Source organism: Cellulosimicrobium sp. NPDC057862, assembly GCF_042797035.1.
Taxonomy (GTDB): Bacteria; Actinomycetota; Actinomycetes; order Actinomycetales; family Cellulomonadaceae; genus Cellulosimicrobium.
This window is the reverse complement of the sequence record NZ_JBHVMH010000025.1, coordinates 13,337-28,774: the sequence shown is the minus strand read 5'-3', so window position 1 is coordinate 28,774 and position 15,438 is coordinate 13,337. Positions and strand designations below refer to the sequence as shown.

The window sequence follows — 15,438 nt, the reverse complement described above, 5'->3', positions numbered from 1 at the left end:
CGCGGACGGCCCGGGACCGGCCGCGTCGGGCGGGTCAGTCGTCGGCGTCCTGCGTGGCGTCGTCGAGGTCGGCGAGCATGTCGAGCGCGTCGGCGACGACGTCGTCGAGCCCGTGCCGCACACCGTGCAGGAGCCAGCGCGCGAGCGCGAGCTCGCCGACGAGGAGCGCGCGGTCCACGAGGTGCTTGTCGGTGAGCTCGGTGCGGCGCAGCTGGTACGCCTCCATGATCGAGTCGATCGCCTCGGGCGGCGCGGAGACGAGCAGCCACGCGAGGTCGTCCGCGGGGTCCGCGACGCGCGCGCTGGCCCAGTCCGTCACCGCGACGATGCGGCCGCGCGCGACGAGGACCTGCTCCGGGCCGAGGTCACCGTGCACGACGACCGGCTGGAACCGCCACAGGGACACGTCCTCGAGCGCGGTCTCCCAGCGGCGCAGGAGGGCCGTCGGCACCTTCCCGGTCGCCGCGGCCTCGTCGAGCTCCGCCATCCGCCGGGCGCGGTACTCCTCGACGTCGTACCCGGGCAGCCCGGCGTCGTCGACGATCGTGCGGGGCAGCTCGTGGATCGACGCGAGCACGCGGCCGAGGTCGGCGGCGAGCCCGGGCCCCGGGCGCAGCACGTCGACGTCGAGCGTCGTGCCGTCGAGCGCCGGGTGCACGACCGCGCGCCCGCCCTCGGGCAGGAGCGCGGTGCCGCTGATGCGGGGCACCGCGAAGGACAGCACGCCGGTGTCGGCGTAGAGCTGGAGAGACGTCAGGAGCTCGGCCTCGGCCTCGAGCGCCGCCCCCGCCTGGAGGCTGCGCGGGGCACGCACCGTCCACCGGGCGCCGTCGGCGTCGGTCACGACGGCGGTGTCGTAGTCGCCCGGGTCCTCGACGGCGAGCGCGCTGCGGGCGTCGAGACCCGGCACGGCGGCGGTCGCGAGCGCGGCGAGGGTCAGCGGTGAGCGAGGCACCCGACCACGGTAGTCGCTCCCCGCCCGCCGCCCGGGGCACCCACGCCGGTCGCGTGGCCTACGGTCGGAGGGTGACCACCCCCGCCGCCCGACCGTCGTCGGGCACGCTCCCCAGGACCACCCTCCGCGACCTCCCGCTGCCGCTCGACGCGGCGGTCCTGGACCGCGCGGCGCATCGCCGCGGCGAGCCCGACCTCGTGCGGACGCTGCGCGGCGAGGCCACGACCCGCGTCGTCCTCGTCCACCGCGGACGCCTCGCGCTCGCCGGGCCGGGTCCGACGGACGGTGTCGCGCTGCTCGACCCGGCGGCCCTGGCCGACGTCGGCGCCGCCGCCGACGAGGACCAGGCGCGCTGGCTCTTCCTCGGCGAGGGGGACGGTGTCGCGTACGTGGCGCTCGTCCTGCCCGACGACGCCGACGCGGAGGAGGTCGACATCGAGGGCGTCGACGCCTCCGACCCGTTCGCCGTGCTCGCGCGCGAGCGGTCGTGGTCGGGGCTGCGCGAGCTGGTCACCGGGCTCGAGGGTCCGCTGGCGGGGCTCGCGACCGAGGCCGTCGCCCTCGCGGCGTGGCACGCGAGCCACACCCGGTGCCCGCGCTGCGGGGGCCGCACGACGGTCGAGAACGGGGGCTGGACGCGGCGCTGCGTCGCGCAGGGCGTGGAGCTGTACCCGCGCACGGACCCGGCGGTGATCATGACGGTCGTGCACGGCGAGGGCGACGACGAGCGGCTGCTGCTCGGCCACGCGGCGCACTGGCCCGAGCGGCGCTTCTCGACGCTCGCCGGGTACGTCGAGCCGGGCGAGTCGCTCGAGAGCGCGGTCCGGCGCGAGGTGGCGGAGGAGGCGGGCGTCGTCGTCGGCGAGGTCGCCTACCGCGGGAGCCAGCCGTGGCCCTTCCCGGCGTCGCTCATGCTCGGGTTCGCCGCGCGGGCGCTGACGACCGAGCTGCACGTCGACGGCGTCGAGCTCACCGACGCGCGCTGGTTCACGCGCCCCGAGCTCGCCGCCGCGGTCCGCGTCGGCGACGTGCTGCTCCCGGGCCGTGCGTCCATCGCCCGCTCGCTCGTCGAGGACTGGTTCGGCGACCGCCTCCCCGACGCCTGAGCGGCCCAGACGTTGTGGGCATGAGATGGGCCCGGTTCGGACGTCCGGACCAGGCCCATCTCATGCCCAGAACGGGGCGGGATCAGGCGGCGAGGCGCTGCTTGACCTCGGCGAGCGACGGGTTGGTCGCGGCGGAGCCGTCGGGGAAGACGACGGTCGGGACCGTCTGGTTGCCGCCGTTGACCGACTCCACGAACTCCGCGGTCCCGGGCGTCTCCTCGATGTTCACCTCGGTGTAGCCGATGCCCTCGGAGTCGAGCTGCGTCTTGAGGCGGCGGCAGTACCCGCACCAGCTCGTCGAGTACATGACGATCGAGCCGGCGTCGGGAAGGGTCGGGGCGGTGCTCATCGAGGGCTCTCCAGGTGCTGGTCCGGGCGGCGCGTGCCGCGGGCAATCGGTCGTGACGGTAACACCGGCGGCCGGCGCGCTGTTCCCGCCGGGGCTCCCGGCCCGCGCACCTCCCGCGCACCTCCCGCGCCACCTCCCGCGCAACCTCCGTGCCGAGGCCTGCTGTTCCGGACGCGTCCGGGACAGCGAGCACCCGCGTGTCACCGGCGCCTGCGAGAATCGCGGGTGATGTCCACGCCACCGGTCTCACGTCCGCCGTCCCTGCGCACCGCCGACGAGATCCTCGACGCGCTCGACCCCGACCAGCGCGACGTCGCGGTCGCGCTGCGCGGTCCGGTGTGCGTGCTCGCCGGTGCGGGGACGGGCAAGACGCGCGCGATCACGCACCGCATCGCCTACGGCGTCCGCACCGGTGTGTACGCCCCCACGAGCGTGCTCGCCGTGACCTTCACGGCGCGGGCCGCGGGCGAGATGCGCACCCGCCTGCGCGAGCTCGGCGCGACGGGTGTCCAGGCGCGCACTTTCCACGCCGCGGCGCTGCGGCAGCTCGGCTACTTCTGGCCCAAGGTGGTCGGCGGGGCGCCGCCGCGCATCCTCGAGCACAAGGCCCCGGTGGTCGCCGAGTCGGCACGCCGCCTCGGGGTCGGCGTCGACCGTGTCGCGGTGCGTGACCTGTCGTCCGAGGTCGAGTGGGCCAAGGTCTCCCTCGTCACGGCGGACGACTACGTCCGGGCGTGCGAGGCGATCGACCGCGAGCCTCCCGCCGGCTACGACCACCAGACGGTCGCCCGCCTCATCACGGCGTACGAGGACGTGAAGACCGAGAGGTCGGTCATCGACTTCGAGGACGTGCTCCTCATGCTGGGCGACATGCTCTCGACGCAGGGCGGGGTCGCGGACGAGGTGCGGCGCCAGTACCGCCACTTCGTCGTCGACGAGTACCAGGACGTCTCCCCGCTCCAGCAGTTCGTCCTCGACCAGTGGCTCGGGGGGCGTGAGGAGCTGTGCGTCGTCGGGGACCCGTCGCAGACGATCTACTCGTTCACGGGCGCGACGCCGCACCACCTCCTCACGTTCTCGCGCACGCACCCGGGCGCCCAGGTCATCCGGCTCGTGCGCGACTACCGCTCGACGCCGCAGGTCGTGAACCTCGCGAACCAGCTCCTCGCGCGCGCCGGGCGCGCGGGCGGTGCCCACCAGGCGCTCGAGCTCGTCGCCCAGCGGCCCGCCGGCCCGCCGGTCGCGTTCACCGCGTACGACGACGACGAGGCGGAGGCCATCGGCGTCGCCCAGCGGATCTCGCGTCTCCTCGCGGCGGGGACCCGCGCGAGCGAGATCGCGGTCCTGTACCGGACCAACGCGCAGTCGGAGGCGTTCGAGTCGGCGCTCGCGGACGCGGGCATCGGCTACCTCGTCCGGGGCGGCGAGCGCTTCTTCCAGCGCAAGGAGGTGCGCGACGCGATCGTGCTCCTGCGCGGCGCCGCCCGGTCTGCCGACCCGGACGTCGCGATGCCGGAGACGGTGCGCGACGTCCTCGCCGCCGCCGGGTGGTCCCCGGAGCCTCCCGCCGCGCGTGGGGCGGCGCGCGAGCGGTGGGAGTCCACGCAGGCGCTCGTCGCGCTCGCCGACGACGTCGCGGCGCTCGCGCAGGCGGCCGAGGGGCCGGCGCCGACGGTCGCGACGTTCGTGGCCGAGCTCGACGAGCGCGCCGCCGCGCAGCACGCACCGACGGTGGAGGGCGTGACGCTCGCGTCGCTGCACGCGGCCAAGGGCCTCGAGTGGGACGCCGTGTTCCTCGCGGGCACGAGCGAGGGGCTCATGCCGATCTCCCTCGCCGAGACGGACGAGGCGGTCGCGGAGGAACGGCGGCTGCTCTACGTGGGCATCACGCGCGCTCGCGAGCACCTCGAGCTGTCGTTCGCACGGTCGCGCAACCCGGGTGGTCGTGCGACACGCCGCCGGACCCGCTTCCTCGACGGGCTGTGGCCCGACGAGCAGGGAGCCCAGCGGACGCGTCGTCCGCGCGCCAGGCAGGCGAGGCCGCGGCTGACGGGGGAGTACGACCGCGAGCTGTTCGAGAGCCTGCGCGAGTGGCGGCGTCAGGTCGCGCAGGAGACCGACAAGCCCGCGTTCACGGTGCTCGTGGACACGACGCTCGCGGCGATCGCGGAGACGCGGCCCACCAGCACGGCCGCGCTGGCCCGCATCGACGGGCTCGGGCCTGCGAAGATCGAGCGGTACGGCGCGACGATCCTGGACATCGTGGGTCGCGCGGAGCGGTGACGGGGAGCCGTTTCCGGCTTCCGAGGAGGGGCGGAGAAACTCGTCGAAGAAAATCCCGTAAATAAGTTGTGCGTCCCGTGACGCGCGACATATGGTCGACGAGTCCTGTTGGAGAGGGGCGCGCCGGGAGGCGGGCCTCGAACGGAGAGAGGGGGTGGGAAAGCTGATGAAGAACCAGATCGCCATGGCGAACCTGCTGGATAACGCGTCCGTCTACACGGGCACGCCAGGAGGACTCCGTCCGCGTGCAACCGCGCACCGCGGCGGCACCTTCGTCACCCGCCCCGCTCCCGACTCCGCCTCCAGGACGCGTCTGGTCTGACCGACCAGAACCTTCCAGGCCGCGGAGTCCGTCTCGGACCCGTGGCCTTCGTGTTCTCCAGAGCACGTCCGCCGATGAGGATCACCGGTCTCTCCCGTCTCTCCTACGACGGGGACCGCTGTCCTCGGGTCCTGTGACGACGACGTTCACACCCACGACAGGACATCACTGGAGGACATCGTGCGGCTCACCGCGCTGCTCGACAACATCACTGCCCAGGGCGGATCCGGCCCCTGGGTCCCCCACCAACCGCTGGCCACGCCCCTCGGCGAGAAGGACTCCGCGGAGTTCGACCGTCTCCTCGCGGGTCTGCTGCCCTGCCGCACCAACGACCCGGAGCTCTGGTTCGCCGAGCGGTCCGCCGAGGTCGAGGAGGCCAAGGCCCTGTGCCGCACGTGCCCCCTCGTCGAGGGCTGCCTCGCCGGCGCGATCGAGCGTCGCGAGCCCTGGGGCGTCTGGGGCGGCGAGGTCTTCGTGGACGGTGTCGTCGTCGCGCGCAAGCGCGGCCGCGGCCGTCCGAGCAAGGCCGAGGTGCTCGCCCGCGAGGCCGAGCGCCAGGCGCAGGAGGCCGGGCGCGTCGAGGCCGGGGCGTCAGTCGGCGCCTCGACGGCGGCCTGACATGGTGAGCGGCGCCCCGTCCGGGGGCGTGCGCGCCAGCTCGTCGCACCCGCAGCGCGGGTGGCGACCCGTCTCGCGCAGCCGCGGCACCGCACCGGGAGCAGGAATCTCGATGCGGGCCGTGGCTGCGCGGGGCACCAGCCCGTCCAGGGCTGCCAGGACCTGACCGAGCGCGACCGCGGCCGCGGACGCCGCGAGCGACGACTCCTCGACCCCGCGCACGGCACGGGCGCGCAGCTGCCGCGCGAGCTGAGGCCAGCACGGGTCGGCGTCCGCGTGGTGCAGGTCCACGCACGTCAGGCACGGGTCGATGCCCGGCCGGACGAACGGCCCGACGACGACGTCGGCCTCGCGCACCACGACCGACAGGTGCGCCACTCCCTCTCCCACGATCCTCCCGACCCGTCCCGGGTCCGCCGCGCCGTGCTCGACCACGACCACGACGTCCGGCAGCAGGCTCGCCGGCCCCACTGCCGCAGCGACGTCGGCCGACGGGCGCGCGTCCGCGCCCGCGGTGACGACCACGCCGGGGGTCACCTCCTCGACGAGCCGACGGACCGCGGCCTCGCGGGGCGTGCCGACGTCGCGCAGCCGGTACGCGCCCACCCCGACATCCGTGGCGAGGACCGTGCCACGGTCCTCCAGGACGACCGTGCCCACCCCGGCCGTCGCGAGGTGCACGGCGAGAGAGGCCCCGACCCGCCCCAGCCCGACGACGGCGACGGTCGCCCGGGCGCGGGTCGCGAGCACGCGGTGCCCGGCGCCGTCGGGCCGCAGCGCCGAGAGCACGCCCACGTCCGCCTCGCCGTGCCCCGGGGCCGGCGTCACCGGGCGCCGTCGGCGGGCGGGGACGAGCAGGTGCGCGTCCTCGAGGAGCCGGACGAGCGCCGCCCGGCGACCGGGCGACGGCGTCCCGGTCTCGACGCCCTCGCCGCGCCGGGCCGACGGCGCGGCGAGCGCGCGCAGCCACTCCTCCTCACCCGGCTCGAGCCCGGTGAGCCGGACCGACCAGCGCGGGTCGGTGCCGACCTGCACTTCGCCCGGGGCGCGCCGCAGCAGCGGGGCCTCGGGTCGCAGCACGCGTCGTCGCTGCACGTGTCCTCCGGGGTCGCGGGGCGGGCGGCGCGGTCGGACGCCCACGATCAGCGTGACAGGGCGACGGCCCCCGACCCGAGTTGTCCACAGGCAGACCTCGACGACGGTTCGAGGGCGGTTCCTTGACCGAGAGCACAGCTCCTTGCGACGTCCGCTCGACCGGGTGGCGCGGAACTCCCCAGCACGCGGCGTGGGGCCCTGCCTTTTCGTGGCCAGAACCACTACGGTCTGAGCGTGGTCCGGGAGACGATCGTGGAGGTTCGGCGCAGCCGCCGACGCAAGAGCACGGTGAGCGCCTACCGCGACGGCGAGCGCACCGTCGTGGCGATCCCGGCGCGCTTCACCCGCGCCCAGGAGCGCGAGTGGGTCCAGCGCATGCTCGACCGCCTGGCCGACTCCGAGCGGCGGCGACGCCCCTCCGACGACGAGCTCGAGCGTCGCGCGGTCGAGCTGTCCGAGAAGTACCTCGACGGCCGCGCGCACCCGACGAGCGTGCGCTGGTCCGGGAACCAGGACCGGCGGTGGGGGTCGTGCACCCTCATCGACGGGACGATCCGCATCTCGACCCGGGTGCGGGGGATGCCGCCGTGGGTGCTCGACTACGTGCTGCTCCACGAGCTCGCCCACCTGCTCCACGCCGGCCACGGCCCGGGGTTCTGGAAGCTGCTCGAGTCCTACCCGCGGACGGACCGGGCGCGCGGCTTCCTGGAGGGCGTCTCGTTCGCGCGCGACGCTGACCTCGAGCCCGACGGCGACGAGCCCGGCGCCCCCGTGGAGGACGCCGGGCTCGCGGCCGACGCGACGTCGGGAGCGCCCTGAGCGGCAGGACGCCCAGGGCTCAGCGCGCGGTGCCGCCCGCGTCCGTCGGCCCGTCGTCGGTCGCGTCGTCCGTCGTCCCGGTCGGGGGCTCCGCGCTCCCCGTCCCCTCGGCGGCGCGGAAGATCTCCTCGAGCGCGCGGTCGACGTCGGCCTCCCCGATGCGGGTCACGGCCCGCCGGCTCTCGTAGCCCGCGGGGTCGTCGAGGTCCGTCGCGTCGGGCAGGAGGTCGGGGTGGTCCCAGACGCCGTCGCGCGCGCTCGCGCCGGACTGGGCGGCGATGAGCGCCCACAGCGCCGCCGCGTCGCGCGAGCGCCGGGGACGCAGCTCCAGGCCGACCAGGGTGGCGAAGGTGTGCTCGGCGGGGCCGCCCGCGGCGCGCCGGCGCCGCAGCATCTCGCGCAGCGGGACCGCGTGGGGCAGGTGGGGGAGGGCGGCGGTGGCCGTCACCTCGTCGACCCACCCCTCGACGAGCGCGAGCGTCGTCTCGAGCCGCAGGAGCGTGGCCTGCTGCTCAGGAGTGTTCTGGAGCCCGAAGACGCCGCCGGACAGGGCGCGCTGGAGGGCGTCCGTGTCGGTGAGGTCGACGTCGGAGAGCTGCGACTCGAGCGCCGACAGGTCGATGGTGATGCCGCGTGCGTACGCGTCGACGAGGCCGCGCAGGTGGCCGCGCAGCCACGCCACGTGCGTGAAGAGGCGCGCGTGGGCCGCCTCGCGGAGCGCGAGGAACAGGCGGACCTCGTCGGCGGGGGCGTCCAGACCCTCGGCGAACGCCTCGACGTTCGTGGGCAGGAGGACCGTCCCGGGCTGGTCCAGCAGCGGCAGCCCCACGTCGGTGGCCCCGAAGACCTCGCGCGACAGCGTGCCTGCCGCCTGGCCCACCTGCATGCCGAAGACGGCCGCGCCGAGGCGCCGCACGAGCGCCGCGGGGTCGCCCGGCAGCCCGAGCGCGCCGGCGGGGATCCCGGGGACCTGGCCCGGGAGCGTGAACCCGACCCCGGGCAGCGCCGACGGGTCGTCGCCGAGGCCCTCCGGGAGCTGGTCACGCAGGACGGTCGCGAGCGCGTCGGCGACGGACGCCGCGACGGGCGCGACGAGCTCGTTCCACGCGGGGAGCGTGTGCTCGACCCACTCGGACCGGCTCCAGGCCTGGGCGCGCCCGCCCGACGGCGGGAGGTCGGTGACGGCGTCGAGCCACAGCTCGGCGACGGACAGCGCCTCGGTCACGGCCCGCTGCTGTGCCGTCGTGACGGAGGGATCGCCCTCGGCGACCGCGACCTGGCGCGCGACGTCGTGCGAGACGTCCGTGTTCACCGGGCCGTCGCTCGGCGTCGACAGCAGCCGTTGGACCTGCGCGAGGACGTGCTGGAAGAGCTGGGGGTCCGCCGCGCCCCCGGCGGCGAGCGCCTGGGGGTCGAGGCCGCGGGCACGGAGCTCGCGCAGCGCCTCGTCCGCGTCGGGTCCGAGCATCGAGCGGAGCAGCTCCTCGAACCGCGGGTCGAAGGGCGTGTCGTCGTCCGGTCCGGGCGTGCGGTCGGGGGGAAGGCTGCTCATGGCGACTCCTCACGGTAGCGTCGGTGATCACCGTAACCACGATCGACCGCCGAGAACGGGGGCTGGGCCATGTCCGAGGGCCGGGTTCGCTCACGGCGCAGCGACGCGGTCGCCGTCGGGGGTCCGCCCCTGGGCGACCCGGGGGACGCCCCGACGACCGACCCGGGGGACGCCCCGACGACCGACCCGGGGGACGCTCCGACGAGCGAGCCGGTCACGCCGCCGGGCGACCCCGTCGTGGTCGTCGGCGTCGGCCAGGTCGCGGCCGCCGTGCGTCGCGGGCTGGGCGCCGCGGAGGCGTCGCCCGTGGACGCGGACGGGTGGCCCGACGGCGCGCGCCGGCTCGTCGTGGTCGCCCCGGCGGGGGAGTTCGGGGCGCCGCGCGCGAAGACCGACGCCGAGCAGCGCGCGCGGCTCGCGCTCCTCGGCCGGCGCGCGGGCGAGGCCGCGGTCGCCGCGGGGATCGAGCACGTCGTCGCGGTGACCAGTGCCGCCGTGCACGGGGCGACGCCGGGTCGCGCGGTGATCGAGGACGACGACCCGGTCGCCGTCGACGACGGACCCGGCTTCGCGGGGGACGTGGCCGCGTTCGAGGACGCGCTGCGCGAGGCGCTCCACGGGGTGCCGCTCGGGCTCGTGCGGCCGGTGGTCGTCGTCGGACCCGGGATCGACACGCTCCTCACGCGGCACTTCGAGGCCCCGCGCCTGCTCACGGTCCGCGGCGGGGAGCGGACGTGGCACCTCGTGCACGTCGAGGACGTCGTCGCGGCGGTCCGTGTCGCGCTCGACGGCGGCCTCGTCGGCGGGCTGACGGCCGGTCCGCTGCGGGACGCGCTGCCCGACGCGCTCGACTCCGAGACGGTGGCCGCGGCGGCCGGGCTGCGCACGGTCCAGCTCCCGTCGGCGACCGCGTTCGGCGCGGCCGAGCGGCTGCACCGGGTCGGGGTGCTGCCGTCCCCGGCGAGCGACCTGGCGTTCGTCGTGCACCCGTGGTCGGTCTCGGCCGGGCGCCTGCACGGCGCCGGGTGGTCGCCGACGTGGTCGGGCGCCGCGGCGCTGGAGGTGCTGCTCGCGGAGGTGCGCGGCCGGGTGGGCGTCGCGGGACTGCGGTTCGGCGGTCGTGACGCCGCGGCCCTCGGTGCCGCGGGAGCGGCCGTGGCGGTGCTCGGGACCGCGGCCGTGTGGCGGCAGGCGCGGTCGCGACGCCCCTGACCGTCGGCCGACGCCGGCAGGTCGGGGAACGCGGGCGCGGTCGGCAGGGAGATCCCAGCATCCTCGGGGATGATGTCCCGGTGAGCGACGCCCCCTCCTTCGACGCCCTCCTCGCCGAGGACGAGCACGACCCGCCGCCCGTGACCCGCCGGTCCCTGACGTTCGGCATCTCGCTGCTCGCGACGACGCTGCTCGTCGCGGGCCTGGCGATCCTGCCCGCGCCCTACGCGGTGCGGTCGCCGGGGCCGACGGAGGACACGCTCGGCGAGCAGGGCGGCACGCCGCTGATCTCCATCACGGGCGCCGAGACCTTCGACTCGACGGGCGAGCTGCGCCTGACCACCGTCTCCGTCGCGGGCGGCCCGGGCTACCCCGTCAACCTCGCCCAGGTCGTGCAGGGCTGGTTCGACCGCTCGCGCAGCGTGCGCCCCGTCGAGGAGGTGTTCCCGACCGGCCGCACCAAGGAGGAGACCGAGCAGCAGGGCCAGGCCGAGATGATCTCCTCGCAGGAGAACGCCACGGTCGCGGCGCTCACCGAGCTCGGGTACGAGGTGCCGGCCACGCTCACGGTGGAGGCCGCGGTCCCGGACAGCGGGTCGGACGGTGTCGTCCAGCCGGGCGACGTCATCGTCGCGCTCGACGGCGCGCCGGTCCCGACGTACCAGGACCTCATCGACGGCCTCGAGGCGGTCGACCCCGGCGCCGACGTGACGCTCGGCGTCCTGCGGGACGGCGCCGAGACCGACCTCACGGTGACGACGACGGACGGCGGCGACACCGCGCTGCTCGGGGTGTTCATCGACCCGACGTTCGACTTCCCGGTCGACGTGTCGATCCAGATCGAGGACATCGGTGGCCCGAGCGCGGGCACGATGTTCGCGCTCGGCATCGTCGACCAGCTCACGCCCGAGGACGAGGCGAACGGTGTCGTCATCGCGGGGACGGGCACCATGAGCGTCGAGGGCGACGTCGGCCCGATCGGCGGCATCCAGCAGAAGCTGTACGGCGCCCTGCGCGACGGGGCCACGTGGTTCCTCGCGCCGCAGGCCAACTGCCCGGAGGTCGTGGGCAACGTCCCGGACGGCCTCCACGTCGCCGCGGTCTCGACGCTGGCCGACGCCCGCGCAGCCATGGAGGCGATCGGCGCGGGCGAGGGCGACTCGCTCGCGACGTGCGAGGCGCGCTGACGACGGCCGCTCGCGTCAGTCCTCGAGCGTCGCGCGCAGCGCGGTGACGAGGCCGGGGACGAGGTCGGGGCCGCCCGCGACGTCGGTGGCCGCGTCGTGCGCGCGCGACCGGACGGCGCACCAGGTGGGACCGTCGCGGAGCACGCCGACGGCGAGGCGCACATCCTGCCGGTCGGGGTGGGACGTGAGGTAGTCGAGCGCCGCGTCGGGGTCGTCGGGCACGCCCTCCTCGGCAGCCGGGGGCAGGACGATCCGCTCGACCACGAGCGCGGCGCCGTCGACCGTCGTGGGCCAGGCGACGCGCGCGAGCCCGTCCTCGAGGTCGCCGTCCACGGCGAAGCCCTCCTGCTCGATCGACAGCAGGTGGTGCGGGTCCGCCGTGGCCGCCGCGACGACGTCGGGCGGCAGGCGGTCCGCGAGCGTCGGGTCGGCGGCGAGCGCCCCGGCCGTCGCGACGAGCGCGAAGAGCCGCGGCGGGGCGTCCCAGCCGGCGTCCGCGGCGTGCGCCTCGATCTCGTGGACGGCGAGCGCGAGCGCGTGCTGCGGCGTCGGGCCGCCGGGCGCGACCGGGTCGGTGCCGGGTGCGGGGGTGGAGGTGGCGGCGTCGTCAGGCTGGGGCATGCCCCCATGGTCTCCCATCGCGCGCCGACCGGCGGTGGACGGGCGGTGACCCGGTCGTGACGTCCCCCACGAGGCCGCAGACCGTGGGAACCTTGGGGGAGGACCGGGCGTTGACCCCGGTGCACGCCCGAGCCACGACCGAAGAGGTATACCCACCGTGTCATTCGCCGCAGCGCCCCGCCGGCCGTCCTCCGGGGCGCGGCCCGCCCGGCGCCGGAGCCCGATCGGGATCGCGATCGCCGTCGTCGGCGCCCTCGTGGTCCTCCTGCTCCTGCTCGCCCAGTTCTGGACCGAGGTGCTGTGGTTCCGGCAGCTCGACTTCGCGAACGTCCTGTGGACGCAGTGGGGCGCGCGCATCGCCCTGTTCGTCGGCGGGTTCCTCGTCATGGGCGGGCTCGTCTTCCTGTCGTTCTCCCTCGCGTACCGGTCACGGCCGATCTACGCGCCGTCGACGCCCGAGCAGGCGACGCTCGACCAGTACCGCGAGGCGATCGAGCCGCTGCGCAAGGTCGTCATGATCGTGGCGCCCGCCCTCGTCGGCTTCTTCGCCGGCGCGGCGGCGGCGTCGCAGTGGCAGACCGTCCTGCTGGCGCTGAACTCGGTGCCGTTCGGCACGACGGACCCGCAGTGGGGCATCGACCTGTCGTTCTACGTCTTCACGCTGCCGGCGCTGCGGTTCGTCGTGAGCTTCCTCATGGCCGTCGTCATCATCGCGGGCATCGCCGCGGTCGCGACGCACTACCTGTACGGCGGGCTGCGCATCGGCGGCGGCTCCGACGCGGGCCCGCGCACCACGACGGCCGCGCGCGTCCAGCTCTCGGTGACCGCCGCGCTCCTCCTGGTCCTCATCGGGGCCAACTACTGGCTCGACCGGTACTCGATCCTCACCTCGGGCGGCGCGAAGTTCGACGGCGCGTCCTACGCCGACGTGCACGCCGTCATCCCGTCCAAGGCGATCCTCACGCTCGTCGCGCTGTTCGTCGCGGCGCTCTTCGTCGTCACGGCGGTGCGCGGCAACTGGCGCCTCCCCGCGATCGGCGTGGGTCTCATGGTCGTCTCGGCCATCGCCATCGGCGGCATCTACCCGAGCGTCGTCCAGCGCTTCCAGGTCACGCCGAACGCGCAGGACTTCGAGGAGGAGTACATCCAGCGCAACATCGACGCGACGAAGGCCGCCTACGGGATCGACGACGTCCAGACCGAGCCCTACAACGCGAAGACGGAGGCGGAGGCCGGCGCGCTGCGCGAGGACGCCGACACGACGGCCTCGATCCGCCTGCTCGACCCGGAGATCGTCAGCCCGTCGTTCAGCCAGCTCCAGCAGAACAAGCAGTACTACCAGTTCTCGCCGTCGCTGTCGGTCGACCGGTACACGATCGAGGACGAGAGCCGCGACACCGTCATCGCGGTGCGCGAGCTCAACCAGGACGGCCTGGGCGCCGACCAGCGCAACTGGGTCAACGACCACACGGTCTACACGCACGGGTTCGGCGTCGTCGCCGCGTACGGCAACCAGATCGGGCCCGACGGGCGTCCCGCGTTCTACGAGGGCTCGATCCCGTCGACCGGCGCGTTCACCGACGCGGGCGGCTACGAGCCGCGCATCTACTTCTCGCCGGAGGCGCCGCAGTACTCGATCGTCGGCGCTCCCGAGGGGCGTGACGCGTGGGAGCTCGACTACCCCGTCGACGACGAGGGCGGCCAGGTCAACAACACGTTCCCGACGCAGGAGATCGAGGGCGGCCCGAGCGTCGGGTCGTTCATGAACAAGGTGCTGTACGCGCTGAAGTTCGGCTCCGAGCAGATCCTCTTCTCCGACCGCGTCACCGAGGAGTCGCAGATCCTCTACGACCGCAGCCCGCGCGACCGTGTCGCGAAGGTCGCGCCGTACCTGACGCTCGACGGGCGCGTGTACCCGGCGGTGGTCGACGGTCGCGTGAAGTGGATCGTGGACGGCTACACGACGTCGAACGCGTACCCGTACTCGACGTCCGAGTCGCTCGAGGACTCGACGCGCGACTCGCTCGTCGCGGCGAACTCCGTCGAGGCGCTCGCGCCGCAGCAGGTGAACTACATCCGCAACTCGGTCAAGGCGACCGTGGACGCGTACGACGGCTCCGTCGATCTGTACGCGTGGGACACCGAGGACCCGGTCCTCCAGGCGTGGAGCCAGGTCTTCCCGAGCTCGGTCCAGCCGATCTCGGAGATCTCCGGCGACCTCATGAGCCACCTGCGCTACCCCGAGGACCTGTTCAAGGTGCAGCGCACGCTGCTCGCGAGCTACCACGTGGACGACGCGAACGAGTTCTTCTCGGGTCAGGACTTCTGGCGCAGCCCCGAGGACCCGACGGCGAGCGGGCAGGTCAAGCCGCTGCAGCCGCCGTACTACCTCACGCTGCAGATGCCGAGCCAGGAGGCGCCGACGTTCTCGCTCATGTCGACGTACATCCCGGGCGGTGGCTCGGACCGCAACATCCTCACCGGGTTCCTCGCGGTCGACGCGGAGCCGGGCAACGAGGCGGGCGTGCGGTCGGAGGACTACGGCACGCTGCGGCTCCTCGAGCTGCCGCGCAACGCGACGGTCCCCGGACCGGGCCAGGTGCAGAACAACTTCAACACCGACCCGACCGCCGCGGACGGCCTCCTCGCGCTGCGTCGTGGTGACTCGACGGTCATCAACGGCAACCTCCTCACGCTCCCGGTGGGCGGCGGGCTGCTCTACGTCCAGCCGGTCTACGTGCAGTCCACGGAGGGCACGCGGTTCCCGCTGCTGCGCAAGGTGCTCGTGTCCTTCGGCGACGAGATCGGCTTCGCCGACACGCTCGACGAGGCGCTCGACCAGGTGTTCGGCGGCGACTCGGGCGCGAACGCGGGCGACGCCGACGGCGGGGTCGAGACCGAGGTCCCGGACCAGCCGGCCGACGGCGAGACCACCGACCCGGGGACGACCGACCCCGGGACGACGGACCCCGGCACCGAGCCGCCGGCCACCGAGGAGCCGGCGCCGCCGGCCGACGGCGGCACGGTCGACGGCGGTGCCCGCGCCGAGCTCGACCAGGCGCTGCGCCAGGCGCAGCAGGCGATCGAGGACGGCCAGGCGGCACTCGCCGAGGGCGACTTCGCCGCCTACGGCGAAGCGCAGGACCGGCTCCAGCAGGCGCTCGAGGCGGCGCTCGCTGCGGAGCAGTCGCTCGACACGGAGTCCTCGGCCGGCTGACGGCCGCGGTAGGACGAGCGCACACCGCCGACGGGCGGGGACACCAGCGGGTGTCCCCGCCCGTCGGGCGTCGTGCCAGAGTTGTCTTTTCGCTCGCCGGGC

At 74.9% G+C, this 15,438-nt stretch carries 13 protein-coding genes; 8 read left to right on the top strand and 5 right to left on the bottom strand.

From position 1 onward, the window contains the following. Window positions 1-34: 34 nt before the first annotated feature. Complete coding sequence (locus ACFVN3_RS19465) at window positions 35-955, bottom strand: phosphotransferase (protein ID WP_378234636.1); 921 nt, start codon at window positions 953-955, stop codon at window positions 35-37. Window positions 956-1,026: 71 nt separating this feature from the next. On the opposite strand from ACFVN3_RS19465, the gene nudC reads away from it, so the two are divergent. After that, window positions 1,027-2,061: an NAD(+) diphosphatase gene (gene nudC / locus ACFVN3_RS19460; protein WP_378234635.1), complete on the top strand. Its 1,035-nt coding sequence runs from the start codon at window positions 1,027-1,029 to the stop codon at window positions 2,059-2,061. A gap of 82 nt (window positions 2,062-2,143) precedes the next feature. On the opposite strand, the gene ACFVN3_RS19455 is transcribed toward nudC, so the two are convergent. After that, window positions 2,144-2,410 carry a mycoredoxin gene (locus ACFVN3_RS19455; protein ID WP_053369708.1) on the bottom strand — a complete coding sequence of 89 codons (267 nt, stop codon included), beginning with the start codon at window positions 2,408-2,410 and terminating at the stop codon, window positions 2,144-2,146. A 228-nt stretch (window positions 2,411-2,638) separates the two neighbouring features. Here ACFVN3_RS19455 and ACFVN3_RS19450 point away from each other — a divergent pair, with 228 nt between their 5' ends. From ACFVN3_RS19450 to ACFVN3_RS19440, 3 genes are all read left to right on the top strand, one after another. After that, a complete protein-coding gene (locus ACFVN3_RS19450; RefSeq protein ID WP_378234634.1) occupies window positions 2,639-4,693 on the top strand; it encodes an ATP-dependent DNA helicase UvrD2 in 2,055 nt (684 codons plus the stop codon). Between the two features lie 166 nt (window positions 4,694-4,859). Continuing rightward, complete coding sequence (locus ACFVN3_RS19445) at window positions 4,860-5,015, top strand: hypothetical protein (RefSeq protein WP_156532979.1); 156 nt, start codon at window positions 4,860-4,862, stop codon at window positions 5,013-5,015. A gap of 180 nt (window positions 5,016-5,195) precedes the next feature. Next, entirely contained in the window at window positions 5,196-5,633 is a 438-nt protein-coding gene (locus tag ACFVN3_RS19440) for a WhiB family transcriptional regulator (protein ID WP_082918948.1), read from the top strand. On the opposite strand, the gene ACFVN3_RS19435 is transcribed toward ACFVN3_RS19440, so the two are convergent. Next, window positions 5,607-6,713 carry a ThiF family adenylyltransferase gene (locus ACFVN3_RS19435; RefSeq protein ID WP_378234632.1) on the bottom strand — a complete coding sequence of 369 codons (1,107 nt, stop codon included), beginning with the start codon at window positions 6,711-6,713 and terminating at the stop codon, window positions 5,607-5,609. The two genes, ACFVN3_RS19440 and ACFVN3_RS19435, sit on opposite strands and share 27 nt — an antisense overlap. Window positions 6,714-6,956: 243 nt before the next feature. On the opposite strand from ACFVN3_RS19435, the gene ACFVN3_RS19430 reads away from it, so the two are divergent. After that, window positions 6,957-7,547, top strand: a complete 591-nt coding sequence (locus ACFVN3_RS19430; RefSeq protein WP_378234643.1) for a M48 family metallopeptidase — start codon at window positions 6,957-6,959, stop codon at window positions 7,545-7,547. Window positions 7,548-7,566: 19 nt separating this feature from the next. Here the strand turns inward: ACFVN3_RS19430 and ACFVN3_RS19425 are convergent, their stop codons facing one another. Continuing rightward, window positions 7,567-9,099 carry a zinc-dependent metalloprotease gene (locus ACFVN3_RS19425; protein WP_378234631.1) on the bottom strand — a complete coding sequence of 511 codons (1,533 nt, stop codon included), beginning with the start codon at window positions 9,097-9,099 and terminating at the stop codon, window positions 7,567-7,569. A 69-nt stretch (window positions 9,100-9,168) separates the two neighbouring features. Here ACFVN3_RS19425 and ACFVN3_RS19420 point away from each other — a divergent pair, with 69 nt between their 5' ends. Both ACFVN3_RS19420 and ACFVN3_RS19415 read left to right on the top strand, forming a co-directional pair. Further along, entirely contained in the window at window positions 9,169-10,311 is a 1,143-nt protein-coding gene (locus tag ACFVN3_RS19420; RefSeq protein ID WP_378234630.1) for an NAD-dependent epimerase/dehydratase family protein, read from the top strand. Between the two features lie 80 nt (window positions 10,312-10,391). After that, window positions 10,392-11,498 (top strand): PDZ domain-containing protein, encoded by a 1,107-nt coding sequence (locus ACFVN3_RS19415; RefSeq protein ID WP_378234629.1) that lies wholly within the window; start codon window positions 10,392-10,394, stop codon window positions 11,496-11,498. A gap of 15 nt (window positions 11,499-11,513) precedes the next feature. On the opposite strand, the gene ACFVN3_RS19410 is transcribed toward ACFVN3_RS19415, so the two are convergent. Further along, window positions 11,514-12,119 (bottom strand): PPA1309 family protein, encoded by a 606-nt coding sequence (locus tag ACFVN3_RS19410; protein ID WP_378234628.1) that lies wholly within the window; start codon window positions 12,117-12,119, stop codon window positions 11,514-11,516. 157 nt (window positions 12,120-12,276) lie between these two features. Here ACFVN3_RS19410 and ACFVN3_RS19405 point away from each other — a divergent pair, with 157 nt between their 5' ends. Then, on the top strand, window positions 12,277-15,336 hold the full coding sequence (locus ACFVN3_RS19405; protein ID WP_378234627.1) for a UPF0182 family protein: 3,060 nt from the start codon (window positions 12,277-12,279) through the stop codon (window positions 15,334-15,336). The last annotated feature ends 102 nt before the right edge of the window (window positions 15,337-15,438 follow it).

Coding starts and splice junctions, on each gene's coding strand:
- ACFVN3_RS19425 (WP_378234631.1), bottom strand. CDS start 9,099: ATGAGCAGCCTTCCCCCCGACCGCACGCCCGGACCGGACGACGACACG.
- ACFVN3_RS19455 (WP_053369708.1), bottom strand. CDS start 2,410: ATGAGCACCGCCCCGACCCTTCCCGACGCCGGCTCGATCGTCATGTAC.
- ACFVN3_RS19445 (WP_156532979.1), top strand. CDS start 4,860: ATGAAGAACCAGATCGCCATGGCGAACCTGCTGGATAACGCGTCCGTC.
- ACFVN3_RS19420 (WP_378234630.1), top strand. CDS start 9,169: ATGTCCGAGGGCCGGGTTCGCTCACGGCGCAGCGACGCGGTCGCCGTC.
- ACFVN3_RS19450 (WP_378234634.1), top strand. CDS start 2,639: ATGTCCACGCCACCGGTCTCACGTCCGCCGTCCCTGCGCACCGCCGAC.
- ACFVN3_RS19410 (WP_378234628.1), bottom strand. CDS start 12,119: ATGCCCCAGCCTGACGACGCCGCCACCTCCACCCCCGCACCCGGCACC.